Source organism: Marinobacter sp. SS8-8 (assembly GCF_030540945.1).
GTDB lineage: Bacteria > Pseudomonadota > Gammaproteobacteria > Pseudomonadales > Oleiphilaceae > Marinobacter.
In genome coordinates, this window is record NZ_JASSVN010000002.1 from 251,341 (window position 1) to 276,857 (window position 25,517).

Here is a 25,517-nt window from a genome sequence, read left to right on the forward strand (position 1 = left end):
AATTTCGTCTTATCACCCAGGGATGATGGAATTACCGGTATGACACTGAAGTTGCTTTTCACCCTGTTACTGCTCGTGCTGGCTGGAATCGGGCTCTACCACACCCACAAATCCCTGCCTCAGGGTATCAGTTATCGGGGTGAAGTTCTGCCGCTGGAAGATCCTGTCCTGCTGACCGATGTCACCCGTCACTACGCGGACGGTCGCGAAGAGAAAGACCACGAAATCTTCAACGAGGTATTCCGGCTGATCGGGCAGGCCGAAGAGTTCATTCTTGTCGATATGTTCCTGTTCAACAGCACCAAACCGAAAGGCGTCGCTCATCGCCCCCTGGCACAGCAACTGACCGAAGCTCTGCTGGCCCGGAAGTCGGAAAATCCGGGGCTGTCTGTGATCGTTATATCCGATCCACTGAACACCATGTATGGCGGTACAGCCTCTCCCTGGTTCGAAGCCTTGCGTGAAGCAGGCATTCCCGTTGTTGAAACCGCTTTACGTCCGCTCAGGGACAGCAACCCAACCTGGTCTGCAATCTGGCGGCTTTGTTGCCAGTGGTTCGGTAACAATCCGGACGGGGGCTGGCTGGACAATGTCCTTGGCAACAAGCCAGTCACGGTTCGAAGCTACCTTTCGCTGCTGAACTTCAAGGCCAACCATCGCAAGATTGTGGTGGTGGATCAAGCCGGTTCGTTGAGAGCGCTTGTAACCTCAGCTAACCCGCACGATGGCAGCAGCCGCCACAGTAACGTCGGGCTGAGCTTCAAAGGGCCCGCCGTGGCCGATGTGCTGCGAAGTGAACGGGCAGTGCTGGCCATGTCTGGTGCCGACACAGAATCCCTTGATGACTGGATCAGCCGGGTTGAAGAAGCGCCTGAATCCGGAGAAGGTAAAAAGGACAAAGTGGCGGTACTGACCGAATCGGCCATACTCGACCAGGCTTTGGAAATGATTCGCGGGGCCGCGGACGGAGACCAGCTGGATCTGGCGATGTTCTACCTGTCACACCGGCGGATTGTCGGGGCGCTGATCAGGGCCTCGGAACGTGGCGCACAGCTTCGGATTTTGCTTGATGCCAACAACGAGGCCTTTGGTCTTCAGAAAAGTGGCATCCCCAACCGGCAGGTGGCCATGGAACTGGTCCGGGCAGGTATTCCTGTACGTTGGTGTAATACCCGGGGTGAGCAATGCCACAGTAAGCTGTTGATGTTGGCGAAGGAGAGTGGGATAACCGGGATATTGCTTGGGTCTGCCAATTTCACCCGCCGCAACCTGGATGACCTGAACCTGGAAACCGACGTCTGGATCTCGGTTGCGGTCCAGTCCTCGGTTGCCATGAAGGCAAGAGCGTTCTTCGACCAGCAATGGCACAAAGGCCCCGGCGACGAGCCGGTTATGAGCCTGCCTTATGAGCGCTGGGCCGACGAATCAACGCTGCGCTACTGGCGTTACCGGATTATGGAAGCGACCGGCCTGTCGACCTTCTGAACATGAGGGACAAGCCCCATGCTCACCCGGTCAGCTATACTGCATTGGCCTGAACGGAAACTTGAAGTAGCCAACAAACAGGAGTGAACCATGTCAGGAATTCGCAAGCATCTGAGGTATGTTTCTTTTTTCATGGCCATGATGATGGCCCTTGGCTCTGTCTGGTCGGCCACCGCATCCGCCGGGATGGTAGGAACCGGCGAGATGATTGGCGAACAACAGGTCCAGCTGGACAGACAACAGCTGATCGATATGCTTGAGAATCAGGAAGTCCAGGACAAACTGGCAGATCTGGGCGTAAGCCAGGACCAGGTCAAGGAACGTATTCAGAACCTCACGCCGGCGGAACTGGCGGATTTTGAACGTCAGCTTGCCGAAGCCCCTGCGGGTCAGGGTGTGGTTGGCATTATTGTACTGTTTCTGCTGGTCTTCATTATCACCGATATGTTGTGCGCCACTAACATCTTCCCATTCGTGAACTGCATCCGATAGCGTCGGTCCGTGGCAGTCATTTTGCAACGGGAGAGGGCCGCGTCAGTCAGGCTGACCCTGTTTTTACTGGTCGGCCTCCTGGCCGGTTGCGCCAGCGCCCCGAAATGGCCGGGCCCGGACACCGGAACAGACCGCCCTTCTCTGCCAGACCAGGTGATTCTGGAGGATGTCCCGTTTTTTCCTCAGGAAAAGTACCAATGCGGTCCGGCCTCACTGGCCATGACGCTGAACAGCCAGGGTCTTACGACCGATCCGGAAGTTCTCAAAGACCTGGTTTACATCCCCGGCCGGGAAGGTTCCCTGCAGGTTGAGATGGTCGCTGGTGCGCGGTCCCACGGGATGCTGGTCTATCCGCTGGACGGCGAGCTTGAGAGCATGCTGACAGAACTGGCGGCGGGTAACCCGGTGCTGGTTCTGCAGAATCTGAGATTTGACTGGTGGCCCCAGTGGCACTTCGCGGTTGTGATCGGTTACGACGCGGAGCGAAGGGATCTGATTCTTCATACCGATACCCGCGAACGCCAGCGCGTGGCCCTGGAAGTGTTTACCAACACCTGGGGGCGGGCCGGCAACTGGTCCGTGGTAATGCTGCCTCCCGATCAGGTTCCGGCAACCGCAAAACCACTGCGGTTTCTCCAGTCAGCCCACGACCTGGAGACAACCGGGCGAACCACCGCCGCGGCAATTGCGTACAAGACTGCGGAAACCACCTGGCCTGACCAACCAGCCGCCATCATGGCCAGAGGCAATCTGGCCTGGCAACTGGGCAGGCAGGCCGAGGCGACAGGGCACTTCCTCCGCACGGTTAACCGTTTCCCGGAATTCGCCGAAGGCTGGAACAACCTGGCCTTCGCCCTGAAAGAGACAGGTTGTCCGGCAGCGGCCACTGAGGCCGCCCGCTGCGCCGCTGCTCTGGCACCGGAACGCTTTGGCAGTTCGGTGTTACTCCATTCAAACCCGGCAACAACGCCGAAAAACTGCCCGAAATTACTGGAGTGTCCCCGGGACTCCTAGTGTGCCTTCCTGAAAAGCACCACGTCCTTTCTCGGGATCTCCATAACCCAGCCAAATTTTTCAGCCAGCAATGCCAGGGTGGACTCACGGTAGAACACAACATGGGTGGGGTCGCGGCGATAATGCCAGTTGTCGAACCGGTCGTCGTCGGTCTGGAAACAGGTCATCACCCCCAGCCAGCCACCCGGTTTGAGCAATTGATCGAGTTGCCGGAACACCTCCGCTGGCTCGTACAGATGCTCCACCACCTCGGTACAGGTTATGAAGTCATAGGTACGGGACAAGGCTGTTTGCGAGGGGTAAAAGTAAGGATCATAAAGACTCACCACCATGCCTTCAGCCTCCAGCATCTTTGCCAGTGCCGGACCAGGCCCACAGCCGAAGTCCAGCCCGGTGGCGCCCGGTGGCAGGCGCTCCAGCAGCGGGCCTGCGAGCTTTGACAGAAATTTACGATAGCCCGGATCAGACGGATCGTTATCATGCAGTTGGTAGATATCCCGCTCCTGATCGGGAGAAAGCCGGCACGGCTCGTCCATTACCGTTGCTTCGCATACCGGGCAGCGGAGATATCGCTGGGTCTTCACCACCCGGAATCCCGCAAGGCTGCCCTGCTCACAAACCGGACAAAGGCTCATGCCACTACCTCGGATCAAGCCCGGCCGCTGCGCGTACCTGAGCATCCAGCTCCCGTGCATCAAGCGGTTCTGAGGCAATCACCTCCGCCCGGCTGAATGCTTGTGGCTCGCCTTGGACAACCGAAAGCGCGCCGTCAGCGACGTTAATCGCTCTCCACCCCTCGGGAGTGTTCACCACCGCCTTGAATCGCGCAAAACCGGAACCCATTGCCAAAGCCAGCAAGGCATTCTCATCCAGTATCAGTTCAGAATGAATTCGCCAGCCGACACTGAAATACCCCTGCCCTTCATTAACAGACTGCTGCCAGGGTTCATCATTGATCGACGGCGCTGACGCTGCCGTCTTGTTATGGTGGTGATGGTGAGCGCCCGGGTTGGTCACCGGCAGAGCATCCGATTGGCCATCCAGCCATTCCGGTGCCAACTGTCCGAACCGTGTGTGATGGGCAGCCCGCTTTCCGGGTTCCAGTTGCGCGGCCCACTCGTCAAAATGGGTCAGTTGCCCTGGCGTACAAAGATCGGTCTTGTTGGCAACCAGAATATCGGCTGCGGCAACCTGATCCCGGAACTGCACGTTGCCGAGCACTTTCGGCTCTTCGAGCCTGCGGGGGTCCACCAGGCAAATCACCGGCCCCATGGCGAGAACATCCCGATAGTGCTCACTGGCCAGGGTTTCCAGAATCTGGGAGGGATGACCGAGCCCGGTTGGCTCGATCAGCAACCGCTCCGGCCTGGCCTTGTGGATCAGCTGGTTTAGGCCGATCTGCATCGGCAATCCGGCAACACAGCACATGCACCCTCCGGGAATTTCCTTTATGAAGGCGCCTTCCGTCTGCAGCAGGGCGCCATCAATGCCCACCTCACCAAACTCGTTGACCAGTACGGCCCAGACTTCGTCCTCCGGTTTGTTTTTCAGAAGTTCCAGAATGGCGGTGGTTTTACCAACACCCAGAAAACCGAGGATAAGGCTGGTGGGAATGGGTTGCTTCATAGTACCGGTCCGGCTCCAGTCAGAGTGTAATCGTTATATTATAACATTTCAGCCGCCGGGACGATCCTGCTTCAGGAAAACGCCGACCGCCTTATCCGACAGCAGCACATAGGCAAGTGCCGGGTAAGGCAGATAGTGAAGAAACAGAGTGGCGAGAGTGACTGCATCCATCCCGACATCAAGAAACATCCAGGCGCCGAAAGCAAGAAACAGCGCACCCAGAAAACCGCCATATATCCACAGAGCCCTTGAACGCTCTTCCGCCATAGGCAGCCGCTCCAGGGTGCGCGCCACTGAAAAGCTCATGTAGACCGCAATCAGGGCTGCAATCACCAGGGAGGCAACCAACCCCGTAAATCCGATCAGGTAGCGGAACAGGTAGTTGGCCAGGAAGAACAGGGCAATGCAGGTTACAGCAACAATGGTTATGCGTGTCTTTTCCATGGCGGCTCTGAATTTGTTGGATTTATGGGCAGCGCTGCAAAGAATGGCAGAGACGCTGTGAAAGAACCACCCCTGCTGCGACTGGTGTTCCAGCCTGATATGATTCCCAACACTCTCACTGGCAACCGGACAATCGATGACCACTGGTAATTCCACCCGACTCAACAAATACATCAGCGAAAGCGGCCTGTGTTCCCGCAGAGAGGCTGATCGCTATATTGAGCAGGGCAACGTCTACATCAACGGCAAGCGTGCCACTGTAGGGGATCAGGTGCTGCCCGGGGATACGGTCAAGGTCAATGGCCAGGTGATCGAACCGCGCGCTGAAGAAGATCTGGTCTTTATTGCCCTGAACAAGCCTGTGGGCATCGTCAGCACCACCGACAGCGCCGAGAAACACAACGTCCAGAGGTTTGTCGGCCACAGCGAACGTATCTTCCCGATCGGGCGGCTGGACAAGGACTCCCAGGGCCTGATCTTCATGACCAGCAATGGTGACCTGGTCAACAAGATTCTGCGCGCCGGAAACAACCATGAAAAGGAATACCTGGTTACGGTCGACAAGCCGGTGACCCGGGGGCTCGTTGAGGGTATGGCCAACGGGGTGCCGATCCTGGGAACTGTCACACAAAAGTGCAAGGTGTCCAGTGAATCCCGGTTCGTCTTCCGCATTACCCTGGTTCAGGGCCTCAACCGCCAGATTCGCCGCATGTGCGAACACTTCGGTTATGAGGTAACCAAGCTGGAGCGCATCCGGATCATGAACGTCAGCCTGAAGGGGCTGGCTGTGGGCCAGTGGCGCAATCTGACGGAGAAAGAACTGGCCGGACTGTTTGATGCCATCCGGGACTCCTCCTCAGAGGCCCCGCCCCAGCCCGGAAAACCTGCGAAAAAGAAGCCTGCTGCAAAGCCAAAGCATCGTCCCAAAGCCAAACCGGGTGGGCCCGGCGGTTCCCAAAGGCCGGGGCCGAAAGGTAGGCCCGCCCCCGGCAGGAAGCCTGCGTCGGGCAAACGCCCCAAAGCCGGAAAACCCCGGCAAAAGAGTGTTAAACGGTAGTTCTGGCCCGGCACTCAGAGCGCAAGACTACTTTTTCACCCACTTGCCATTAACCTGGATACTGGCTATCCGGCGTTTTTTGATGGCCTGCTTCCCGGCAACGACCAGCAAAGCCAACGCGACCCAGCCGACCAGACGGACCCGTCGGATCATGAGGCTCGGCTTTCCAGACCCTTCAGCGTACAAAACGACACTCCTGTCTACTCGGGCTACTCACCACGCCAGGTCACGCTGTACAGGTCGTGACGACGATCCTGGAGATTTTTCACGGTGCCACTGTTGCGGGCCGTGATCAGCACCTCCGGCCGGAGATCGGCGAACGCCACTGTTTCAACATTGGGTTCCGTGTCTGCGGCGATACCGTCCCGGGCAAACGGAAAATCACAGGGGGTAAGAATACAGCTCTGGCCATACTGGATTTCCATATTCGGCACCTTGGGCAGGTTGCCAACGTTACCGGACATCACCACGTACACCTGGTTTTCCACTGCCCGGGCCTGACAACAGTAACGCACCCTAAGGTAGCTCTGGCGTTCGTCGGTACAGAAGGGCACAAAGATGATATGAACGCCCTGATCCACCAGATGGCGGGTCAGTTCCGGAAACTCCACGTCATAACAGACCAGAACTCCGATGGTACCGCAGTCGGTCTCGATGGCGTTGACCCGGTTGCCGCCCTGCACGTTCCACCAGAAAGCCTCGTTCGGGGTCGGGTGAATCTTGGGCTGGGTGAACACCTGGCCATCCCTGAGGAACACATGGGCCAGGTTCCGAATGGCTCCGTCTTCCTCTCGCACCGGAGTGGAGCCGGCCACAATGTTGATGTTGTACCGCAGGGCCAGGTCCCGCATCAGCTCCCGGTAACGCTCCGCGTAATGGGTGACCGCCGCGAAGGTTTCCGCCGGGCTGCCCTTGCGGGCCTCAATTGATAGCAACTGGAGAGTAAACAGCTCCGGAAACACCACAAAATCGCCCTTGTAGGTGGATACAACATCGACGAAATAACGGACAATCTCGCTGAACTCGTCAAATGATCCCACCGGCCGTTGCTGGTACTGAACCGTGCCAATACGCACTGTATCCCGCATTCGGTGGCCATAACGTTTGCGCCGCTCGCTGTTTTCGATCTGCGGTACTTTCGGGTTACGCCAGACCAGATGAATGCCGTAGCCCATGGAATCGTGATCGGCGTCCAGATAATGGGGAATGATGTCGTGCACCTCGAAGCCCTGATGGAGCTGAAAGGACAGCACCGGGTCCTTCTGCTCCTTGCCCCTGATGGCCTCGACGTAGGCCTCAACACTGCCGAACTTTTTCAGGCGCTGGCGCAGGCTTGGCAGGCGTCCGGCAAATACCACACCCTGCAGGTTCAAAGCCTGGCACAATTGCTTGCGCTCGTTGTACAGCCGCTCGCCGATGCGATAGCCACGACACTCCGGATCAACACACACTTCCATGCCGTACAGCCAATCACCCTCGGGATCATGTCGTGAGGCGTAACCATTGCCGGTTATGGAGGTCCAGTCATGGGGCATCAGTGCCACTTCTTCGGCAATGCGGAACGTGGCGCAGTAACCCACTACAGTATCACCCAGCATGGCAACGAACTGGCCGTCCGGGAAGGTATTGATCTGACCGGTCAGCGGGCCCTTGGTGTAACCATACATACCGGTGCCTTCGTAGACACGGCGACTGAGCTCAATGATTCCGGGAATATCCGCCAGCGTGGCATTGCGGACGTACAGGCGCTGATCCGGGTCGGAAAATGGCGGGCACATAGACACCTCGGAAAGGCGTTGATTTGCCCTCATCTTTGGTGACGTGACAGGATTTCGTCAAGGGAAATCGGTTAATCGGAGCCCGGCAGGAGGAAGCGTTCGATCACAGTGTAAACGGAACCACCGGGGCCTTGCCTGCTTTCAAACAGCGCGAACTGGTTAACCGGAAACTGCCCGAAAACCGATTGACCATGCTGCGCCAGCAAGTTCCCGACAGACCCGGGCCGCCGTTTAAACCTGGCCAGCGTAATGTGGGGACGAAATGCCCTGCTCTCCGTCACGAATCCGAGATTATCCATCCGTACTTTCAGCGTCTCATGGAGCTCGGCAACCGGGGCCGCTGGCTGCACCCCGGCCCATAGGTTTCGCGGCCTTTGGAGCTGCCCGAAGCAGCCAGTTCCGGCCACCTCCAGCCCGAAGGGGTCCATTTGAATCTGACCCGCCTCATCGCACACGGCTGCAATACGTTCCTCGTTCACATGCCCCAGAAACAACAGGGTGAGGTGCAACTGCTCAGCGCTTTGCCATTTGGCACCTGAGACCGCCGCCCTGACATTCAGCAAGCGATCTTTGATTTCAACGGGGATCTCCAGCCCAAAAAAAAGCCGGGGCATTCCCGATTACTCGACCTTGGGCGTTGGCCTGACCAGGATTTCGTTCACATCTACATGGTCCGGTTGCGCCACGGCGTACATCACGGCGCTGGCAATGTCCTCCGGCTTCAGGGCGTGAGCCGGTGGCTCATCAAAAAACGGCGTGTCCACCATGCCAGGCTCAATGAGTGTAACCCGGATGCCAGAGCCGCGAAGCTCCTCACGAACGCCGTAGCCGATGGCGGAAACCGCCCATTTGGTGGCACTGTACATGGAACCGGGAATCGTGACACGACCGGCCGCAGAGCCGGTCAGCAGCAGGTGTCCCTTGGTTTCCCGCAGCGCCGGCAGGCAGTGCTGAAGGGTCAGGCCGACCCCGTAGATATTGGTCAGGATCATATCCTTCCAGACCTCCGGATCGGCCTTACTGAATCCTCCGGGTTCACCACCACGACCTGCGTTGGCGAAAACGGCATCAATGCGACCGAAAGTCTTAAGGGCCTGATCGACCATACTCTTCTGTTCGTCGCCACTTTGCACGTCGCATTGCACCGTTAGCACTTGTGCCTCGCCACCAAGCTCCTGCTGCAGACCTTTCAGTTTTTCTTCGGAGCGGGCCGCCAATACCAGGCGATACCCCTGTTTCGCCGCCGCACGGGCTGTTTCTGCACCTATGCCCGATGAAGCGCCGGTGATCAGCATTACAGGTCGAACTGCCATAACTTTCTTCTCCTGTCGTTTGAACCGTTTGGGAGGGGCTACGCCGGCAGGCGCCAGCCCGATCATTCAGTAGATTTGATGGAGGCAATGGCCGCCGACAAAGGCCTCAATGCCGTTGGCTTCCAACAGGCCAGCCACAATGTGAGCTTCGGTAATGTCTCGCGCCCGATAGGCAATTTGCAACACACGACTCCTTCTGTGACCGTTCCGGGCAGAACCGGGACAAATCTGCGAGTATTATCTCAAGCATAGTTCGCCCCCTCTGGCGGGGCCAATAACCTAGCAGCCTGTCGGACTTAAGTGATCGTCACGAGCAAGGTGGGAAAGCGAGCGCAAATTTTTTGGATTTTGAGGCGCATAGTGGTTCTATGTAACGAAAAATCCGGGAAATTTGAGCCGCTTTCCCACCGGCACAGTAGATCAGCCTTAAGTCCGACAGGCTGCGAGGGACTGACCATGCTCTGGATTATCCTTGCCATCATTGTGTTTATTGTCGCCGCAACCCTGCTGCTGTTCCGCCTTGAGGATCTATCTCACCTGGACCAGGACGACTACCCGGTCCGGGATGGCAAGCCCAGCAATGCAAACCGGGAGGTTCTGGGGCGCATTCGCGAACTGGGGCAATCATCGAAGGGCCTTCGCGGCAAGGCCCGGCTGATGGCCCTGCGCAAACACATGGACGAACTCAGCCAGGGGCTGGAGTTGGCGTCCGAATTCCGCCACTGCGAGTCTCCCCGCGGTGAGTGGGTCATTGCCCCCGGCTGCGATACCCGCCGCCGGATTCTGTACATCCATGGCGGAGCCTGGGCCGCCGGCAGTCCCCGAAGCCACCGGGCGATTACCGACCGCTTGTCACAGATAACCCGAGCGGCGGTATTTGCCCTGGACTACCGGCTGATGCCGGAAAACCGCTTCATGGATGGTGTCCGGGACTGCCGGGAGGCCTACACCTGGCTTCTGAAACATGGTCCGGAGGGCCCCGAATCTGCCGGTTTCATGGTAGTGGCCGGGGACTCCGCCGGCGGCAGCCACACCCTGGGGCTGATCGCCTGGATACGGGATAACGGGCTAAGGCAGGCGGATGCCGCGATTACCTTCTCGCCCTCAACCGACCTGACCCTGACGGCACCGAGCAATCGCAACAACATCGAGACCGATCCCTTGCTGGGGCCGGCGTTTGGCGGATTATCGAAAATCCCCCTGCCGGTGATCTGGTGGGCCACCCTGGCCGCGTTTCGGGTCTCTCCGGCCAGCCCTGTGGCCTCACCACTGCGGGGCGACCTGAGAGATCTGCCACCAACCCTGATTCAGGCCAGTGATACTGAAATGCTGCTGGATAACGCCCGACGTTACGCTTCCAAGGCACAGGCTGCAGGCTCACCAGTCACCCTGCACACCTGGCCCGGGATGGTGCACGTATGGCAGATCTTCGTGCCTCTGCTTCCCGAGGCGGAAGAGGCGTTTCAGGACATCAAGTCATTTCTGGAGCAGGTTGAATCAGGCAGCAGGATGCACCCGGAAGGTCAAACCTGAACTTTTCCGCGAAGCGCCTTGGTTTTGCCCTTCTTGGTTTTCTTGTCGACGCGCTTGCGCTGGGAGGAGCGAGTCGGTCTGGTTGGCCGCCGGGCCTTTTGGGGTTTCACCGCTTGCTGGATCAGTTCCTTGAGACGCTCAAGGGCGTCCTCCTTATTCAATTCCAGGGTACGAAAGGATTGCGCCTTGATAATCAGTACGCCTTCCTTGCTGATTCGCTGGTCATTAAGCGACATCAGCCGTTCCTTGTAAAAAGGCGGCAAGGTGGAGTGCGGAATATCAAAGCGCAGGTGCACTGCGGAAGCCACTTTATTCACGTTCTGGCCACCGGCACCCTGGGCACGGATCTGGGTTATTTCGATTTCCCAGTCAGCAAGTTCAACAGCATTGGATAGTTTCAGCATCTGCCAAGGTTAACAAATCCCGGACAAGCGGGCTTGAAAACCGGGATTCGAACGTGCGGAAGTGAATAATCCAAGGCATGACTCACCGGATCTGATTCGGGAGACGTGAAGACTGTAGTAGTCCTTTAATACCCGCTTCTGCATCACCGCTGCTAATGTTTCCAGACCCGGCAAGACAATCACAAGGAGACAGCCATGGGCGGGAAGAAAATTCTGATGATTACCGGTGATTTCACCGAAGACTACGAAACCATGGTGCCGTTCCAGGCACTGCAGGCCGTTGGCCACACAGTTCATGCCGTTTGCCCCGACAAGAAAGCCGGGGACACGGTCGCTACGGCAATCCATGATTTCGAGGGTGACCAGACCTACACGGAGAAACCCGGCCACCGATTTGCCCGGAATGCGGACTTCGAAGGGCTGGATCCCGCGAATTATGATGCCCCTGTGGTTCCAGGCGGCCGCGCACCGGAATACCTGCGCCTGAACAGGGACGTGCTGAATCTTGTTCGCCACTTCTTCAACACCGACAAGCCGGTGGCGGCAATCTGCCACGGTGCCCAGTTGCTTGCGGCAGCGGGAGTGCTTGAGGGCCGCAGGCAGAGCTGGCCGAAAGGGACGGCATGAACCTGCCCCAGATGATCACGCGCCTTTACCACGAGTCCATTGATGCGGGCCACGACCTCGGCAACTTCACTTCGTTCCTGCGGGTATGCGCCCTTCGGTATCTGGAGCTCCAGTTAAGTGGCGACGTTCCGAGGGATACCCGGGTGCCTATAGCCTCCCTCGATGCAGACCGCATTCTAAACGCGAAACGTAACGAACCCGTTGTTCCGGATGTGGTCAACAAATCCACACACTGAACCGCGACCACCGGTTCCCTGGGCGCTAACTCTGGCCATACTGTTTTGCTTTGGAAGGTTTTGTAAAACTGGCACTGGCCGGCACGGGCTACGGGATGATTCCGGAGATGCAGGCGCGCCCGGAAATTGATGCGGGGCGACTGGTGAGCATCGCCCCGGAACAAACCCTGGAAGTGCAGCTATACTGGCACTTCTGGCGCCACGGCGGCGGCGTAATAGACCGCCTGACAAAGGCCCTGCAAACGGCTGGAACTTTCGACTCCCGCTGATCCGCCAACTCAGGCAAATGGACACCGAAGAAGACCACGGATTAATCGCCCGACAGATCGGCATGCTGCGAAAACGGATTGTGCTGACCAAACGGATGCTGGCCAGCTTTGACAGTGCTGGCGGGGAAGATGTCGATCACTCGTGATGGCAATTCTGGCCGGGGTCCACGATGGTAACGCCAAACCAGCGCGGAAACCTAAGCAGGCAAAACAGGGCAATCATGTCGTAGACAGCGTGCCAGACCATAACCAGTGCCAGGCTCTCGGAAAACACATAGGCCGCACCCAGTATCAGCCCCAGGCCGGTTGCGACGAGAAAATAGGTGAACGATACATAGTGCACCAGCCCGAATAACACCGATGCCGCCAGCACCGAGGTCACCGCATCGGTATGCGCCATCAGCCAGCCCTGGATCGCGCCCCGGAACAGCAACTCCTCACCAATACCGGCCAACACGGACAGCAGGATCAGCACAGCCGGGGAATAGGTTGATGCAAAGTCATACAACCCCTGCATCTGGCGTTCGAGGTCCCCCGGGAACAACCCTGGCACCCGCATAAGCAGTAGCAACACGGCATAGGTTGCGTTCGCGCCGAGAGCCCCGTAGAAAATGCTCGGCCACAGGCCCGGGCCAAGGAGCAGTACCGGAATCCCGAAAACCAGTATGGCAAGCAACCCGAATACGCCAATGCCGCTCTGGAATAACAGGGCGGCATTGGCGGAAATACCGGATTTTCGTCGTTTTCCCAGAGTCATTTACTGCTCAAACAAGGGCTTCACCGGAAACAGGGCGTCGTACTGCGGCGCCTGCTTCTGGGCTTTGGCCTGGAAGGATTTCATCATGTCCGTCGGGCGGAACATGCCGGCCTGCCAGGTGGCCATGTACTTCAGGCTGTCTTCCACACTGTGGTCACGGCTGTAGTTAAGCATTTCCTTGCACCCGGTAACGGCCAGGGGGGAATTGGCGGCAATCTGCCCGGCAATAGCCATGACCGCTTCAATCATGGATTCCTGGTCGGCGTGCACGGAATTCACAAAGCCCAGGTTCTTCGCCTCACTGGCAGAAAACCTGCGTCCGGTGTAGGCCAGTTCGCGAACCACACCTTCCGGCATCAGTTTTGGCAGGCGCTGGAGAGTGCCGACATCGGCTGTCATACCCAGCTCGGTTTCCTTGATGGTAAAATAGGCGTCTTCGGTGCAGTACCGACTGTCAGCGGCACAGACCAGATCAAGGGCGCCGCCAATACAGCCACCGTGGATGGCCGCCAGCACGGGAAGGCGGATTTTCTCAAGGGAGGTCAGGGTGTCCTGCAGTTGCAACACCACCCTGCGCAGGTTTTCCGCCATCCGGCCGGGGTCGCCGTTCATGGGCACGGCTTTGGGGTCGCTGAACACCCCCAGATCCATGCCGGCCGAGAAGTGCTTGCCGGTGGAGGAGATGACAATGACACGGGCGTCGGTGTTGGCTTCGATGTCCTGCATGCAGCGGGGCAACTCAAGCCAGAACGCCTTGTTCATGGTGTTCAGGGCCTCGGGGCGGCTGAACTGGACATGGGCAATGTGGTCTTTAACCTCGATCAAAAAACTCTTGTAGCTGGACAGCTCAGACAAGGCGATACTCCTTATGTAAATTTCGTATTATGGCGAAGATGAAAACCACAAGTTAACCCGAAAAGGCCTGGTATGGAATTCACCGTCCTCGGAACCTTCCACCGGAAAATCCGACACCCCGGTTTATGTCTACAAGAAATAGCTTTGCATTTCCCGGCAGAAGGAGTACAGTGCGCCTCGTTGGAAAGATTTAGCAAAGCATTTCATCAATAAGACCGCTCTGAGTTGTAACAAGTAGCACGTCCTGTTTTTGATCACGCCAGTTTTTTGTTTCCGCATACCGCCGATCAGGCATCACAAAGATGACCTGACGGCACATTAAATGATTGAATTCAGGAAAGTATATTATGTCTACAGTTACCGGTAACGTTAAGTTTTTCAACGAAGCAAAAGGTTTTGGCTTTATCACTCGCGAAAGCGGCCCGGACGTTTTTGTTCACTACAGCGCTATTCAGGGCGGCGGTTTCAAGACTCTGGCTGAAGGCCAGCAGGTCGAGTTTACCGTTACCCAGGGCCAGAAAGGCCCCCAGGCGGAAAACGTTGTTGCGCTGTAAGCTGTAAAGAGATGCTCTGTAAAGAGATGCTCTGTATATAACAGACGACACGTTTAGAAAAAGGCAGCTTCGGCTGCCTTTTTTCGTTTATCAGGTATCATGCCCGCAAGGACTTTCCCTGCGCCAGCCTGACTATTCGCGAATATCCGTACCCCAACCCACAAACGCTGCAGATAGACTTTGCCGTCATGCCGGAAACCCTTGAGCACACGGAAACACGTAGCCGGAGAGAAGAATGAGTCAAAATACCCGACCACACCAGCAGGCCAACAACCTCTGGTCTTCACGGATGGTTTTCATCCTCGCCGCTGCCGGCTCGGCAGTCGGCCTGGGAAACATCTGGAAGTTTCCATATATCACGGGTGAAAACGGCGGCGGCGCCTTTGTTTTGATCTACCTTGCCTGCATCTTCCTGATTGGCCTGCCGGTACTGATCGCCGAGACCATGATCGGTCGCCGGGGCGGCCAGAGCCCGGTAGCGACCATGCGCACCCTGACCGAGACCGAAGGGGCCGCCAGGGGCTGGAGAGTAATCGGCTGGAACGGCGTTATCGCCTCATTCCTGGTACTGTCTTTCTATTCCGTGATCGGCGGCTGGGCTCTTGTTTATATCGGCAAGGCCGCCGCCGGGCTGTTTACCGGCGCAGACGCCGGAGCCATTGGCAGCCAGTTCGGCGGGCTGCTGGCAAGCCCCCGGGAACTGCTGCTGTGGCACTCCGTGTTCATGGTGATCGTTGTGTTTATCGTTGGCCGGGGCATTCGTTCAGGGCTCGAAAAAGCCGTGAACATGCTGATGCCACTGCTGTTTGTGCTGCTGGTTGCGATGGTCATCTATGCCATGAACAGCGGCAGCTTTGGCCAGGCCGTGAGCTTCATGTTCGCCCCGGATTTCAGCAAGCTGACCACAGCCGGCATTCTGACAGCCCTCGGCCATGCCGCGTTCACTCTCAGTATTGGTATTGGCGTACTCATGGCTTATGGCTCCTACCTTCCCAAGAGCGTTAACATTGCCAGAACCGCCATGACCATCGCCGTGCTAGACACCAGTGTTGCGCTACTGGCCGGGCTCGCTATCTTTCCGCTGGTGTTCGCCAACGGCCTGGAGCCAGGCACAGGCCCCGGCCTGATCTTCGTGACCCTGCCGCTGGCGTTCGGCCAGATGAGTGGCGGCGCCCTGTTCGGCACCATCTTCTTCGCCCTTTTGTTGGTGGCTGCCATTACCTCCGCCATTTCCATGCTGGAGCCGGTGGTGGAATGGCTGGAAGAACATCAAGGAGTCAGCCGGGCGAAAAGCGCGCTTGCTGGCGGGCTGGCGATCTGGTTTACCGGCATTGGTACCGTGTTGTCCTTCAACGTATGGGAAGACCTGCACCCGCTGGGCTTCATCACGTTCTTTGAAGGCAAGACCGTATTCGACCTCCTTGATTTCCTGGTCTCCAACCTGATGATGCCCCTGGGTGGACTCGCGATTGCCCTGTTCGCGGGCTGGGCCATGAAGCGGCAAGGTCTGCAAGCGGATATCGGCCTGGAAGGCAGCACTTACAAAGCATTCATGTTCGTGCTCCGGTACCTGACACCCGCCGGTATCGTCATGGTGTTCCTTTACAACCTGATCTAGGAGTCTGAAAGGTTTTATGAAAGTACCGAAAAGATTACAACCCCTTGTTGATGACGGCATGGTGGACGAAGTCCTTTACCAGCTCATGAGCGGCAAGGAGGCTCAGGTGTATGTGGTGCGTTGCGGCGACCAGATACGCTGCGCCAAGGTATTCAAGGAAGCCTCAAAGCGAAGCTTCAGGCAGGCAGTGGAATATCAGGAAGGCCGAAAGGTTCGGAACAGCCGGCGGGCCCGGGCGATGAGCAAGAAAACGAAATATGGCCAGAAAGAACAGGAAGAGGCCTGGCTCAATGCCGAGGTCGATGCCCTTTACCGCCTGGCTGCCGCCGGTATCCGGGTTCCGGAGCCACTGGGCTTTGTGGACGGGGTGCTGCTGATGGAACTGGTGGCCGACGAAGATGGCAAGGCCGCACCGCGGTTGGGTGACATTACCCTTTCTCCCGAGCAGGCCCGGGACTTTCACGGCCAGGTTATCCGGGAGGTGGTCCGAATGCTGGGCGCCGGGCTTATCCATGGCGATCTGTCTGAGTTCAACGTTCTGGTCGACCCCGACGGACCGGTCATCATTGATCTGCCCCAGGCAGTCAATGCCTCCGGCAACAACAATGCCGAGCGGATGCTTGAGCGCGATGTCGACAATATGCGCCGGTATTTTGGCCGCTTCGCACCGGAACTGCTGACCACCGATTATGGCAAGGAGATCTGGGCGCTCTATGAGTCCGGGGACCTTCACCCTGACAGCAAACTCACCGGCCGCTTCCAGCATGATGACACAGCGGCCGATGTCGATGAACTGATGGAAATTATCGACGCCGCCAAGGAAGAAGAATGGGAACGGCAGGAACGGATGAAGGATGCCGAGGAAGACTGAGAACGACTGGCTATTATCGGGACACTGATTCCTGCTCGCGAAGCATCGCTGACATGACTGCCTGCTCCTCAGGCCCGGGCAACACGCCCGTCAACCAGGCTTCGATCACCGTTTCGCCATGCTGGTTCGACAGCACCGCCTCGGCCCGGGCACGGTTCCGTTCATCCACTTCAGTAAGGGTGAATACGCAGGTAATGGTATCACCGAAATAGACGGGCCAGCGGAAACGGAAATTCATGCCGGACGCCAGCCACCCGATCTGCCCACCCACTTCCGTGATCATGCCGCCGACAAGCAGGCCGTGGCAGATTTTGGCCTTGAGATTCTTCGATTCCGCAAAACGGTCATCGTAATGAACCGGATTGTGGTCGCGACTGATGTCACCAAAAACCCGGGTGTCTTCCTCGGTAAATGTGCGTGTCACAGTGAAAGTGTCACCTGACATCAAGCCACTGATCGATTTTTTCCGGATGTGGGACATGCCTTCAACTCCTCGTTTTCACCCCTGGCGGTTATTCAAACGGTGTCCAGTTCCACCCTGTTCCGGCCGCTGCTTTTACCCCGGTAAAGCGCCCTATCGGCGCGACTGACGGCGGCACTCAGGTCTTCACCGGCACGAAGCTCGCTCACCCCGATGCTGATCGTAACTTCAACATCACCTCCGGTGATTGCTTTCCAGTCCTTTGCCAAAAAGGCGTTTCGCACCCGTTCCGCGCTTGCCCGGGCCTTTTCGGAATCGGTATCCGGCAGAATGGCAAGGAACTCCTCACCACCCCATCGCCCGATCAGATCCTGTGCCCGCAACTCCTTTCGGATGACACCGGCAACGCAGACCAGCACCCTGTCACCGGCTTCATGGCCGTAGGCATCATTGATGGACTTGAAGTGATCCACATCCAACAAAAGGAAACCCACCGGATGGCCACTGCGCTGGAACCGGGCCAGCTCTTTTTCAGCCAGGTAAGCCATGTGGCAGCGGTTGGAGAGACCGGTCAGTGAATCCGTCGTTGCCATCTCACGCAGTTTGCGCTGGGCGGACACCACCATCCTCAGGTAATAGGAGGAAAGATAGCTGAACATGGCGAAAACCACGCTCAGATTGAACAGATGGACGATATGCAAGGCAGTCTGGTTGATAGGCTGTAACGGTTCGATAAACCACATCAGAACATCCAGGGCGACGTAGTAGCCCCAGAGCCCCAGCAGGGCATAGACGGCCCACATCCGCGGTGCTGAAACACAGATCGCCGGTATGAACATCAGCAGGTAATAATGAAAACCGCTCTCCCAGCCGATCAGGATGATGCCGAGCGCCGCATGTATCAGCACTTCCGCCCAGATCAATACCACTGCGATTTTATTCCTGTGGTATTTGAGCGCGTAATAGGCGCCCAAATACATGGCCACGCTGACCACATTCACCCACGCAAGAATCGGTGACCCCAGGGCATGGAAAAGAAAGAAAAAGATAACGTCGACCGCACCGGCTATCTGGGCACACCGCATGGCCAGGCGCCAGAACTGTGGCCGGCGCTCTCGTGCCGGCTCATAGGTCGCTGTGGCATTGAAGCTTTCCATAGAATGCAGAATTCCCTGAATGTGACACAAGTTTACCCTGAAATCCGGAACCTTGTGTAATGGAAATGCGAACAACGGAACATTATTTCGTCGTATTGCCAGGCTGAAAAAACACCATGAAGCACGGAGCGGACCTGCTGGCAGTTGCAATTTTTCGGTAAGATACCCGTTCGCTCATTCAAACGGTCGCTGGGAGCAGCATGTCAGCAGCACTCGTATTTGCAGTCGTCGCTGTGGCCCTGATAGCGGCCGCGGTTTTCTTCCTGTTCTTTTACCAAACATGGCGAAGAGAGCGGGAGCTTAAGGAACCGTTTCCGAAAATCTGGCGCCGGCAGTTGGAATCCCGGGTGCCGCTCTACCGAAAACTTCCCGGGCACCTCAAGCAGGCACTGGAACAGCGGGTACAGCTCTTTCTTGCCGAGAAGGACTTCTATGGCTGCGATGGTTTCGACGTGGATGACACGGTAAAACTGACCATCGCCGGCCACGCCTGCCTGCTGGTACTCGCCCGCTCCTACTCGGATTTTGATGATATCCGCAGCATTCTGGTTTACCCGGATGCGTACCGTGTGCGACATATCGAAAGCGATGGCATGGTGGTCAGCGAAAGCAATGAAATAAGGGCTGGCGAAGCGTCGAGCCGGGGCCAGGTCGTGCTGGCCTGGAAGGAATGCGAACAGGCTGCCGGCAACCTGCACAGCAGTCACAACGTCATCCTCCACGAATTTGCCCACCAGCTGGATTATCTGGACGGCACCGCCGATGGTGCGCCACCCCTGGGTGGAGAGCAAGCCAGACACTGGCAGCATACAATGACAGAAGCCTATCAGGACCTCAGGCACTCCCTGGAGCATCATCACAAACCCTGGCTCGATCCTTACGGCGCAACCGAGCCGGCCGAGTTCTTCGCGGTGCTGACCGAAGCCTTTTTTCAGCAACCGGACCACCTGAAGAAAGAGCAACCGGAAGTTTACATGGCCCTGCGGGGGTATTACCGGTTGGATCCGGTAAATTTTTCGGAACAGCCTGAAACGCGTTAAGTCCGCCCGTTCATCTTACTCACCGACAGAACACGCCAGAATCCGGGATAAGTGGCTGTAGGGCAGCCCGGTTTCACGATGCCAGGCGTTGAAGGCCTGCTGCGCCTGAACAAGCGCCTTTTTGCTGCCCGGACCCGCATCCAGCAACGCTTCCCTGCGTAAGCCGGCAATCACGTCCGACGAGAGAATAAAGCCGTCCCAGCCGACACGGCGAAGAAAATACTGGGCGGTATTTCCGCCAAGGCGAGCGCCGTTGCGCTTCAGCCAGAGCAACAGACCCACCTGATCCTCCGATGGCCACTGCGCCAGAAACCGTCCGAAACTGCCATGGTCCCGGGCCACGTCCACGATCATCCGGGCGTTCTCTGGCACGGTAAGGATCTTCTGCAAGTTCCGGACAACTCGCTGATCCCGGGCGAGGGTTTCCAATACTTCCGGCGGCACCTGCTGCCAGTACAGGGGCACAAACCCCTCAAAAGCCGCCTCGAAATCCGGCCATTTGTTCTCGATCACCCGCCAGACGAAGCCGGCCTTGAAGATACAGCGGGTCAGCTCGGCCAGATAGCGGTCATCGCCTCTGGCCTCCAGTTCGTCGCGCCCGGCGACAGGAGGCAGCAGGGCATTCAAGGCATCTGCTCCGCCCTTGTGATTGATCGCCTGGTCGTGGATTCGGGAGAAAGACATCAAGCAGTTTCCGGATATCTGGTTGTCGGTATGGCATGGCGTGGTTCACTATAAAGGAAACCGGATCAATCAGGGAGCCACGCACATGCCAACGATAGGGTGGGTCATTCTGTTTCTCGCACTGGCGCTGATCGTGGGCAGTATGATGATACTGCGCAACAGCGCCCACAGCATGAAAATCTCCGACGAGAAAATGAAGAAAATGCAGGCCCGCAAAGCGGAAATCGAGGCTGAGGAGAGCGCGGAAGACAAAGAGTGGTAGCCAGGCCAGTGCCGGGCTCCGCCAAATAATATCCTCAGTCCCCGCCACGCTCCATTCCACCGCTGGAATGGTCCATGCCTTTGTTTTTAATCGCTGCCGCCGGTGTTTGAAACGCTCATATAGCCCACACCCATCGGTTGCCAAGCCGTTCACTGCGACCGATGGTCGCAGTGAACACTCATACTCCGATCTCCAGAGCCAGATCGGCTTTCAGCTTGTCGAGCCGCTTAGGCCGACTAAAGTAATAGCCCTGAAAGCGGCGGCAGCCCATTCGGGTCAGGGCCTGGGCCTGGGCTTCCTCCTCGACACCCTCCGCAACAAGCTCCATGTTATAGCTCTTGGCGATAGCGACGATACTGCGGATCATGTTCGCAGCTCTTTCGTCTTCCAGGATGTTGTCCACAAAGCTCTTGTCGATCTTGAGCTCGTCCAGCGGAAGCTTGCGCAGAAGGCTCAACGACGAGTAGCCCGTGCCGAAATCGTCCATCGAAATCCGGACCCCATGCCCACGCAACCGTTCGATAGTAGTCAGCACCGGCTCAAAGTCGTCCATAAACAGGCTTTCCGTGATCTCCAGCACCAGCTCCCGTGGCGATATATTGTGAACCTTCAGGGCCTCAAGTACCGACTCAACGAACTTTGGCTGGCGGAACTGGATCACGGAAATGTTAATGGCCAGATCCAGAGAACGCCCGGCGGCCTCCCGCAGAATACTGTACTCGTGCATGCTGGTTTCCACAACGAACCGCCCCAAAGGCACCATCAGGCCACTTTTCTCAGCAACCTCAACAAACTCGGCAGGAGAGACAATACCAAGCTCCTCATCCTGCCAACGTACCAGGGCTTCCAGACCAACCGTTTTTTGCGTCTCATCCACCTGGGGCTGATACATCATGTAAAGCGTGTCTGACGCCAGGCCATGCCTGAGGCGTTGCTCCACCGACAGTCGACGCAGATAGACCATCTCCATTTCCGTACGATAGATGCAGACGTCGTTTCGCCTCTGTTTTGCTTCATACAACGCAAGGTGAGCACTTCGAATCAATTTACTCGGAGACTCCCCATGATCCGGGAAAACCGCCACCCCGATACTTGCGGTCACTTGCAACCTCAGCCGGCCCACTTCAACGGTTCGGGACAGGTCACCGACAAGAGAGACACAGGCCGCTTCAACCGCGGCAAGGTCCGCATTCGGGGTTACAATCGCGAACTCGTCACCACCAAGCCGCGCAAGATCGTCACGACTCTCTACCAGACCGGCGAGTCAGCGGCTGAACTCCAGCAGGGTTTCATCACCGTATTCGAGGCCGAACCGGTCGTTGATGCCTTTGAAGTTATCAATATTGATCACCACCAGGCAGAAAGGTTTCTTACCCGGCAACAGAGCATCAAGCCGGCCCAGCAGGCCGTTGCGGTTAGAGAGCCCGGTCAGATCATCATGCCGGGAAAGATAGTAGAGTTCCTGTCGCCGTTTCCCTTCAGCCGTGTCAATAACCCGGAACCACTTATAGAAAACAAGGATAACGGCCAGGAACACCAGAAGGTATTGCGCGAGGGACGCAGAGAATGCCTGGTACATCGGGACAAATTGGGTTTCCGACACCGCCCACAGCTGGTAGCGGGGGTTGAAGATAGCCGCGGCAAGGTAATCCTTCCCTGCCCGGCGTGTTCGGACGACCGCCGTGTCTTTGTTCGCCATCACGTCTTCAGCACTGCGACCAAGGTGCCGCTCAAACCCGTCACGATTCTGCTGTCGCCGAATCATCGACTCCTGAACCTTCCAGTATTGCTCCGGACCAACACCCTCGCCTGAGACGAACTGAACGTAGCCGTCGACTTCCCTGAGCAGGATAACCCTGTCGTGGGAGCTGTCATGCAGGGTTTCGTCGAAAACCGTATCCCCGTCGCCAAGCCGGAGGCCTGCTGTCATTACGGCTACCACGTCGCCGGTTTCGGACCGTATCGCCTTGCGAATCGGTATGACCCAGGAACCCAATGCATCGACAAAATAGGTCCGCCCCAATACCATCGACCCGGACGATAGCGCACGGATAAAAGTGTCGCGGGTCTTGGGGTTCGTGCGCAGGTTCGGCAGGCTGGCAAGATCAAGGTTGCTGCTCACACGCACCAAAGTGCCATCCGGCCGTGCAAGACCGAACCCCACAAGAACCGGATTAGCAGCGAGAATTCTGTCCAGTAACGGTATTTTCCGGCTTCCAGACAGCACAGCATCCTGGTTGAGCAATTCCCGGCCAATAACATCCAGCACAAGCTCCTGTGTTCGCAGAATGCTGTCAACCGATTGCCCCACCAGTTCAGCACGGGCACCGTGATAATGCTCCTCTTCCGAAACAATGGCCTGCCAGCGGAAAAACAGAATGGTGCCAAGAAGCACCAAACCACCGAGGAGTATCAGGAAAAAGAGTGTCCAGAGGTTTTTCTTGAGAATCGTCAAAAGCAGTTCCAGAATACAGGAGACGAACCGACAACGTTACAACAGAGTACGAAAGAAAACGCAAACCGTATTACTGTTTTTATATCCAGCTCCCAAACCGTCGTGATGATCCCTGAACGCTGGGATTAGTGGTAAAAGGCTGAAAGACGACCGTTACAACAGGAGCTTGCCCAAAAACGTGATGTCGGTACTGAGCCAGATAATGGAACCGCAAATCCAGACTGCAACCACAAGGAGGCTTCGCAGCCCTGGTCAGTTAGTGGCCACTGTGAACGACGACGTGAACCGGCTTGAACGATTCCTCGACAGTGGCGCCAACGCATGATCCAGGTGGCAGTGACCGTGGGGGCGGTGGAGGCGGTATTCTTCGTGCTCTCCCCGTTGATTGCCCTGCTGGCAGTCACGCCCATTCCCCTGATCATCTGGGGTGCCTTTTACTTCCAGCGCAAGGCTGGCTTGAAGGGTTTCAGAACGACACAAACCATTTCATCGACTGGATTCCGACCGTGTTCGGTAAGCAGGCCACGACAACCCCCCAACGCCGGGGGTGTTGCCTGAAACACCTGCTGCAGGAAGGCGGCTATCGCGTCACCTGCGGTGTGCATCGCAAAGAACGGCTCGCCGCGCTCATGCCCCAAAAGCGGACGACATCGCCAGGCCAATAGCAACCACGCCGATAAGCACACCGGCGCCTGCCGCCAGTTTCAAGCCTTCAATCATTTCCTGTTCAGGTGCCATTCCCTTTTCTCCCGTTTGAAATAAACCAACCTGACTTCACTTTAATGCGAATAATTATTATTTGCAACAGTCGATCAATGATCCGTAATTTATCGGGAACCCTATACTCTTGATGATGGGACCGCGCCTCGGCGAAGCCCGCCTCAACTGCTACTCTGAATGTTCTAATGGCACCGATAGGAACGGAGGGTTCGATGGGAACCTTTAAACAGCTGGTCCTGACAGGAAGCTTATTTCTGATCGCCGTTGCCAGCATGGCGAGCCAGGACTTTTCCTCCGATAAAACAGATTTCCGGCTGGAGACCGTGGCACAAAATCTCGAACACCCCTGGAGTCTGGCGTTTTTGCCGGACGGTTCCATGCTGGTGACCGAACGGGAGGGACGGCTGCGGATGATCCGGAACGGCTCGTTGGTGAATGCCCCCATCAGCGGGGTGCCAGAGCTCGTCGTATCCGGCCAGGGGGGTCTGCTGGACGTGATTCTGCACCCGGACTTCGAGCAGAATCAGATGCTATTCCTGAGCTACGCCCACCGAAACCGGGACGGTATGACCACCCGCGTGGCTCGTGCGCGGTTGAGTGGTGATCGCCTTACCGACGTTGAAGTGATATTCGAAGCTCTGCCCCGCTCCAACGGCGGCCGACACTTTGCCGGTCGCATGGAATTTGACTGGGATGGCAATCTCTATGTGGCCGTAGGTGATCGCGGAGATATGGACCGGGCCCAGGAAAACGCTGACGATGCCGGAGGCGTTCACCGGATTACAACCGATGGCGGCCCCGCACCGGACAATCCCTTCCTCGACACCAGCGGTGTTAACGATACCTTTTATACAACCGGCAACCGCAATATCCAGGGTATGGCCATCCACCCGGAAACGGGCGATATCTGGAGCCATGAGCATGGCCCCCGGGGTGGTGATGAAATCAACATCATCCGGGCAGGGACTGACTACGGCTGGCCGACAATCACTTTCGGCATCGACTACTCGGGCCTGCCCATCACCAGCGAAACCAGCAAGGAAGGCATGGCCCAGCCACTGCACTACTGGGATCCATCCATTGCGCCGTCTGGCATGGCGTTTTACACCGGCGATCTGTTTCCAGAATGGCAGGGGGATCTGTTTATCGGGGCACTCAAGATGCGCAAACTGGTGCGCCTGCGCATTCAGAATGGCAACGTGACCGAGGAAGAAGATCTGCTAACCGGCCTTGGCGAACGGATCCGCGATGTGCGCATGGGGCCGGACGGTGCCCTGTGGTTGCTGACAGACTCGCCGCGGGGCAAAGTTTACCGGATGGTTCCGGTTCAGTGAGGATCGTTGGTTCGTTCGGTCTTCTCGAACTGTGGCAGCTCGTCGGTAATCTCGAACCAGTCGGATTTTGAGCCGACAAAAACATGCTGGGCCGGGCCCTTGCCCAGGGGCTCGTTGATCCACCCGACCCTCAGGCGGAGAATTCCGGGAATGGCATCAACGCGGCTGTATAGCTGACTACCGCAGCGGCTGCAGAAGCCCCGGAACTTGCCGGGGCGTGATTCGAACTCGGTAATCCTGTCTTCGCCGGATACGAACCGGAACCGCACCTTCTGCACCGGTGCACTGGCTGAAAACGCGCTTCCATGTGCCCGCCGACACTGACTGCAGTGGCACAAGGCAACGGGGCCGAGGCGGCCATCGTACTCAAATCGGATGTCGCCACAGAGGCAATGGCCGGTGTACATGGTCGGGCCCTCAGGATCGTGGTTCACAGAAATCAGGGGCCGATGATACCCGGGGGCTACTTGAAGAACCAGCGTGCCGGCACCAAGTTAGACACACACGTTTC

31 protein-coding genes and 2 pseudogenes are annotated in these 25,517 nt (G+C 57.3%); 16 read left to right on the forward strand and 17 right to left on the reverse strand.

The annotated features are described in order from the left end of the window. The first annotated feature begins 39 nt into the window (after nt 1–39). From QPL96_RS03140 to QPL96_RS03150, 3 genes are all read left to right on the forward strand, one after another. Nucleotides 40–1,485: a phospholipase D family protein gene (locus QPL96_RS03140; RefSeq protein WP_303285513.1), complete on the forward strand. Its 1,446-nt coding sequence runs from the start codon at nt 40–42 to the stop codon at nt 1,483–1,485. Between the two features lie 132 nt (nt 1,486–1,617). Then, on the forward strand, nt 1,618–1,977 hold the full coding sequence (locus QPL96_RS03145) for a PA2779 family protein (protein ID WP_227539564.1): 360 nt from the start codon (nt 1,618–1,620) through the stop codon (nt 1,975–1,977). Between the two features lie 9 nt (nt 1,978–1,986). Further along, on the forward strand, nt 1,987–2,991 hold the full coding sequence (locus QPL96_RS03150; protein ID WP_303285515.1) for a PA2778 family cysteine peptidase: 1,005 nt from the start codon (nt 1,987–1,989) through the stop codon (nt 2,989–2,991). Here the strand turns inward: QPL96_RS03150 and QPL96_RS03155 are convergent. The 3 genes from QPL96_RS03155 to QPL96_RS03165 are packed head-to-tail and all read right to left on the reverse strand — an operon-like array spanning nt 2,988 to nt 5,061. Next, nucleotides 2,988–3,626, reverse strand: coding sequence for a class I SAM-dependent methyltransferase (locus QPL96_RS03155; RefSeq protein ID WP_303285516.1), 639 nt, complete (start codon nt 3,624–3,626; stop codon nt 2,988–2,990). The two genes, QPL96_RS03150 and QPL96_RS03155, sit on opposite strands and share 4 nt — an antisense overlap. A gap of 4 nt (nt 3,627–3,630) precedes the next feature. Then, nucleotides 3,631–4,617, reverse strand: coding sequence for a GTP-binding protein (locus QPL96_RS03160; protein WP_303285517.1), 987 nt, complete (start codon nt 4,615–4,617; stop codon nt 3,631–3,633). 48 nt (nt 4,618–4,665) lie between these two features. Further along, nucleotides 4,666–5,061, reverse strand: coding sequence for a hypothetical protein (locus QPL96_RS03165; protein WP_303285519.1), 396 nt, complete (start codon nt 5,059–5,061; stop codon nt 4,666–4,668). 136 nt (nt 5,062–5,197) lie between these two features. Between QPL96_RS03165 and rluF the strand changes: the two genes are divergently transcribed. After that, nucleotides 5,198–6,118, forward strand: coding sequence for a 23S rRNA pseudouridine(2604) synthase RluF (rluF, locus tag QPL96_RS03170; RefSeq protein ID WP_303285521.1), 921 nt, complete (start codon nt 5,198–5,200; stop codon nt 6,116–6,118). 27 nt (nt 6,119–6,145) lie between these two features. Here the strand turns inward: rluF and QPL96_RS03175 are convergent, their stop codons facing one another. The 5 genes from QPL96_RS03175 to QPL96_RS03195 form a co-directional block, all read right to left on the reverse strand. Continuing rightward, the gene (locus tag QPL96_RS03175) at nt 6,146–6,271 is read right to left on the reverse strand and encodes a hypothetical protein (RefSeq protein ID WP_303285522.1); all 126 of its coding nucleotides are present in this window, start codon (nt 6,269–6,271) and stop codon (nt 6,146–6,148) included. Nucleotides 6,272–6,327: 56 nt separating this feature from the next. Next, a complete protein-coding gene (locus tag QPL96_RS03180; RefSeq protein WP_303285523.1) occupies nt 6,328–7,896 on the reverse strand; it encodes a bifunctional GNAT family N-acetyltransferase/carbon-nitrogen hydrolase family protein in 1,569 nt (522 codons plus the stop codon). Nucleotides 7,897–7,967: 71 nt separating this feature from the next. Next, a complete protein-coding gene (thpR, locus tag QPL96_RS03185; protein ID WP_303285524.1) occupies nt 7,968–8,510 on the reverse strand; it encodes an RNA 2',3'-cyclic phosphodiesterase in 543 nt (180 codons plus the stop codon). 6 nt (nt 8,511–8,516) lie between these two features. Then, nucleotides 8,517–9,209 (reverse strand): SDR family oxidoreductase, encoded by a 693-nt coding sequence (locus QPL96_RS03190; protein WP_303285525.1) that lies wholly within the window; start codon nt 9,207–9,209, stop codon nt 8,517–8,519. Between the two features lie 66 nt (nt 9,210–9,275). Then, nucleotides 9,276–9,392, reverse strand: coding sequence for a DUF2007 domain-containing protein (locus QPL96_RS03195; RefSeq protein WP_303285526.1), 117 nt, complete (start codon nt 9,390–9,392; stop codon nt 9,276–9,278). Between the two features lie 273 nt (nt 9,393–9,665). On the opposite strand from QPL96_RS03195, the gene QPL96_RS03200 reads away from it, so the two are divergent. After that, on the forward strand, nt 9,666–10,742 hold the full coding sequence (locus QPL96_RS03200) for an alpha/beta hydrolase (RefSeq protein WP_303285527.1): 1,077 nt from the start codon (nt 9,666–9,668) through the stop codon (nt 10,740–10,742). Here QPL96_RS03200 and arfB read toward each other — a convergent pair. Then, nucleotides 10,733–11,146, reverse strand: a complete 414-nt coding sequence (arfB, locus tag QPL96_RS03205; protein WP_117619868.1) for an alternative ribosome rescue aminoacyl-tRNA hydrolase ArfB — start codon at nt 11,144–11,146, stop codon at nt 10,733–10,735. The genes QPL96_RS03200 and arfB overlap by 10 nt on opposite strands. A gap of 195 nt (nt 11,147–11,341) precedes the next feature. Between arfB and QPL96_RS03210 the strand changes: the two are divergent. From QPL96_RS03210 to QPL96_RS03225, 4 genes and pseudogenes are all read left to right on the forward strand, one after another. Beyond that, a pseudogene (locus QPL96_RS03210) lies at nt 11,342–11,743 on the forward strand (DJ-1/PfpI family protein); the annotation flags it as partial. A 26-nt stretch (nt 11,744–11,769) separates the two neighbouring features. After that, complete coding sequence (locus QPL96_RS03215; RefSeq protein WP_303285528.1) at nt 11,770–12,009, forward strand: hypothetical protein; 240 nt, start codon at nt 11,770–11,772, stop codon at nt 12,007–12,009. A gap of 50 nt (nt 12,010–12,059) precedes the next feature. Beyond that, nucleotides 12,060–12,278: a hypothetical protein gene (locus QPL96_RS03220; protein ID WP_303285529.1), complete on the forward strand. Its 219-nt coding sequence runs from the start codon at nt 12,060–12,062 to the stop codon at nt 12,276–12,278. 17 nt (nt 12,279–12,295) lie between these two features. Then, nucleotides 12,296–12,424 carry a hypothetical protein gene (locus QPL96_RS03225; RefSeq protein WP_303285530.1) on the forward strand — a complete coding sequence of 43 codons (129 nt, stop codon included), beginning with the start codon at nt 12,296–12,298 and terminating at the stop codon, nt 12,422–12,424. Here the strand turns inward: QPL96_RS03225 and QPL96_RS03230 are convergent. After that, nucleotides 12,415–13,035, reverse strand: a complete 621-nt coding sequence (locus QPL96_RS03230) for a CPBP family intramembrane glutamic endopeptidase (protein WP_303285532.1) — start codon at nt 13,033–13,035, stop codon at nt 12,415–12,417. The genes QPL96_RS03225 and QPL96_RS03230 overlap by 10 nt on opposite strands. Further along, entirely contained in the window at nt 13,036–13,881 is an 846-nt protein-coding gene (locus tag QPL96_RS03235; RefSeq protein WP_303285677.1) for a crotonase/enoyl-CoA hydratase family protein, read from the reverse strand. 356 nt (nt 13,882–14,237) lie between these two features. Here QPL96_RS03235 and QPL96_RS03240 point away from each other — a divergent pair, with 356 nt between their 5' ends. The 3 genes from QPL96_RS03240 (at nt 14,238) to QPL96_RS03250 (ending at nt 16,933) form a co-directional block, all read left to right on the forward strand. Next, nucleotides 14,238–14,444 (forward strand): cold-shock protein, encoded by a 207-nt coding sequence (locus tag QPL96_RS03240; protein ID WP_008176018.1) that lies wholly within the window; start codon nt 14,238–14,240, stop codon nt 14,442–14,444. A 235-nt stretch (nt 14,445–14,679) separates the two neighbouring features. After that, complete coding sequence (locus QPL96_RS03245; protein ID WP_303285533.1) at nt 14,680–16,062, forward strand: sodium-dependent transporter; 1,383 nt, start codon at nt 14,680–14,682, stop codon at nt 16,060–16,062. 16 nt (nt 16,063–16,078) lie between these two features. Then, nucleotides 16,079–16,933 carry a PA4780 family RIO1-like protein kinase gene (locus QPL96_RS03250; protein ID WP_303285534.1) on the forward strand — a complete coding sequence of 285 codons (855 nt, stop codon included), beginning with the start codon at nt 16,079–16,081 and terminating at the stop codon, nt 16,931–16,933. A 13-nt stretch (nt 16,934–16,946) separates the two neighbouring features. On the opposite strand, the gene QPL96_RS03255 is transcribed toward QPL96_RS03250, so the two are convergent. After that, nucleotides 16,947–17,357 (reverse strand): MaoC family dehydratase, encoded by a 411-nt coding sequence (locus QPL96_RS03255; RefSeq protein ID WP_368388897.1) that lies wholly within the window; start codon nt 17,355–17,357, stop codon nt 16,947–16,949. A gap of 92 nt (nt 17,358–17,449) precedes the next feature. Continuing rightward, nucleotides 17,450–18,511, reverse strand: coding sequence for a GGDEF domain-containing protein (locus QPL96_RS03260; protein WP_303285536.1), 1,062 nt, complete (start codon nt 18,509–18,511; stop codon nt 17,450–17,452). Between the two features lie 200 nt (nt 18,512–18,711). Between QPL96_RS03260 and QPL96_RS03265 the strand changes: the two genes are divergently transcribed. Further along, nucleotides 18,712–19,551 (forward strand): zinc-dependent peptidase, encoded by an 840-nt coding sequence (locus QPL96_RS03265; protein WP_303285537.1) that lies wholly within the window; start codon nt 18,712–18,714, stop codon nt 19,549–19,551. A gap of 15 nt (nt 19,552–19,566) precedes the next feature. Here the strand turns inward: QPL96_RS03265 and QPL96_RS03270 are convergent, their stop codons facing one another. Next, nucleotides 19,567–20,235: a DNA-3-methyladenine glycosylase I gene (locus tag QPL96_RS03270; protein ID WP_303285538.1), complete on the reverse strand. Its 669-nt coding sequence runs from the start codon at nt 20,233–20,235 to the stop codon at nt 19,567–19,569. Between the two features lie 85 nt (nt 20,236–20,320). Here QPL96_RS03270 and QPL96_RS03275 point away from each other — a divergent pair, with 85 nt between their 5' ends. Beyond that, nucleotides 20,321–20,497, forward strand: a complete 177-nt coding sequence (locus tag QPL96_RS03275; protein ID WP_303285539.1) for a DUF2897 family protein — start codon at nt 20,321–20,323, stop codon at nt 20,495–20,497. 178 nt (nt 20,498–20,675) lie between these two features. On the opposite strand, the gene QPL96_RS03280 is transcribed toward QPL96_RS03275, so the two are convergent. Both QPL96_RS03280 and QPL96_RS19440 read right to left on the reverse strand, forming a co-directional pair. Further along, nucleotides 20,676–21,461, reverse strand: coding sequence for a bifunctional diguanylate cyclase/phosphodiesterase (locus QPL96_RS03280; RefSeq protein ID WP_303285679.1), 786 nt, complete (start codon nt 21,459–21,461; stop codon nt 20,676–20,678). A gap of 36 nt (nt 21,462–21,497) precedes the next feature. Continuing rightward, nucleotides 21,498–22,526: pseudogene (locus QPL96_RS19440) on the reverse strand (diguanylate cyclase); the annotation flags it as partial. Between the two features lie 747 nt (nt 22,527–23,273). Between QPL96_RS19440 and QPL96_RS03290 the strand changes: the two are divergent. Next, nucleotides 23,274–23,510: a hypothetical protein gene (locus QPL96_RS03290; RefSeq protein WP_303285540.1), complete on the forward strand. Its 237-nt coding sequence runs from the start codon at nt 23,274–23,276 to the stop codon at nt 23,508–23,510. Nucleotides 23,511–23,884: 374 nt separating this feature from the next. Further along, the gene (locus QPL96_RS03295; protein WP_303285541.1) at nt 23,885–25,006 is read left to right on the forward strand and encodes a PQQ-dependent sugar dehydrogenase; all 1,122 of its coding nucleotides are present in this window, start codon (nt 23,885–23,887) and stop codon (nt 25,004–25,006) included. On the opposite strand, the gene QPL96_RS03300 is transcribed toward QPL96_RS03295, so the two are convergent. Then, nucleotides 25,000–25,413 carry a GFA family protein gene (locus QPL96_RS03300; RefSeq protein WP_339751224.1) on the reverse strand — a complete coding sequence of 138 codons (414 nt, stop codon included), beginning with the start codon at nt 25,411–25,413 and terminating at the stop codon, nt 25,000–25,002. The genes QPL96_RS03295 and QPL96_RS03300 overlap by 7 nt on opposite strands. Between the last annotated feature and the right edge of the window lie 104 nt (nt 25,414–25,517).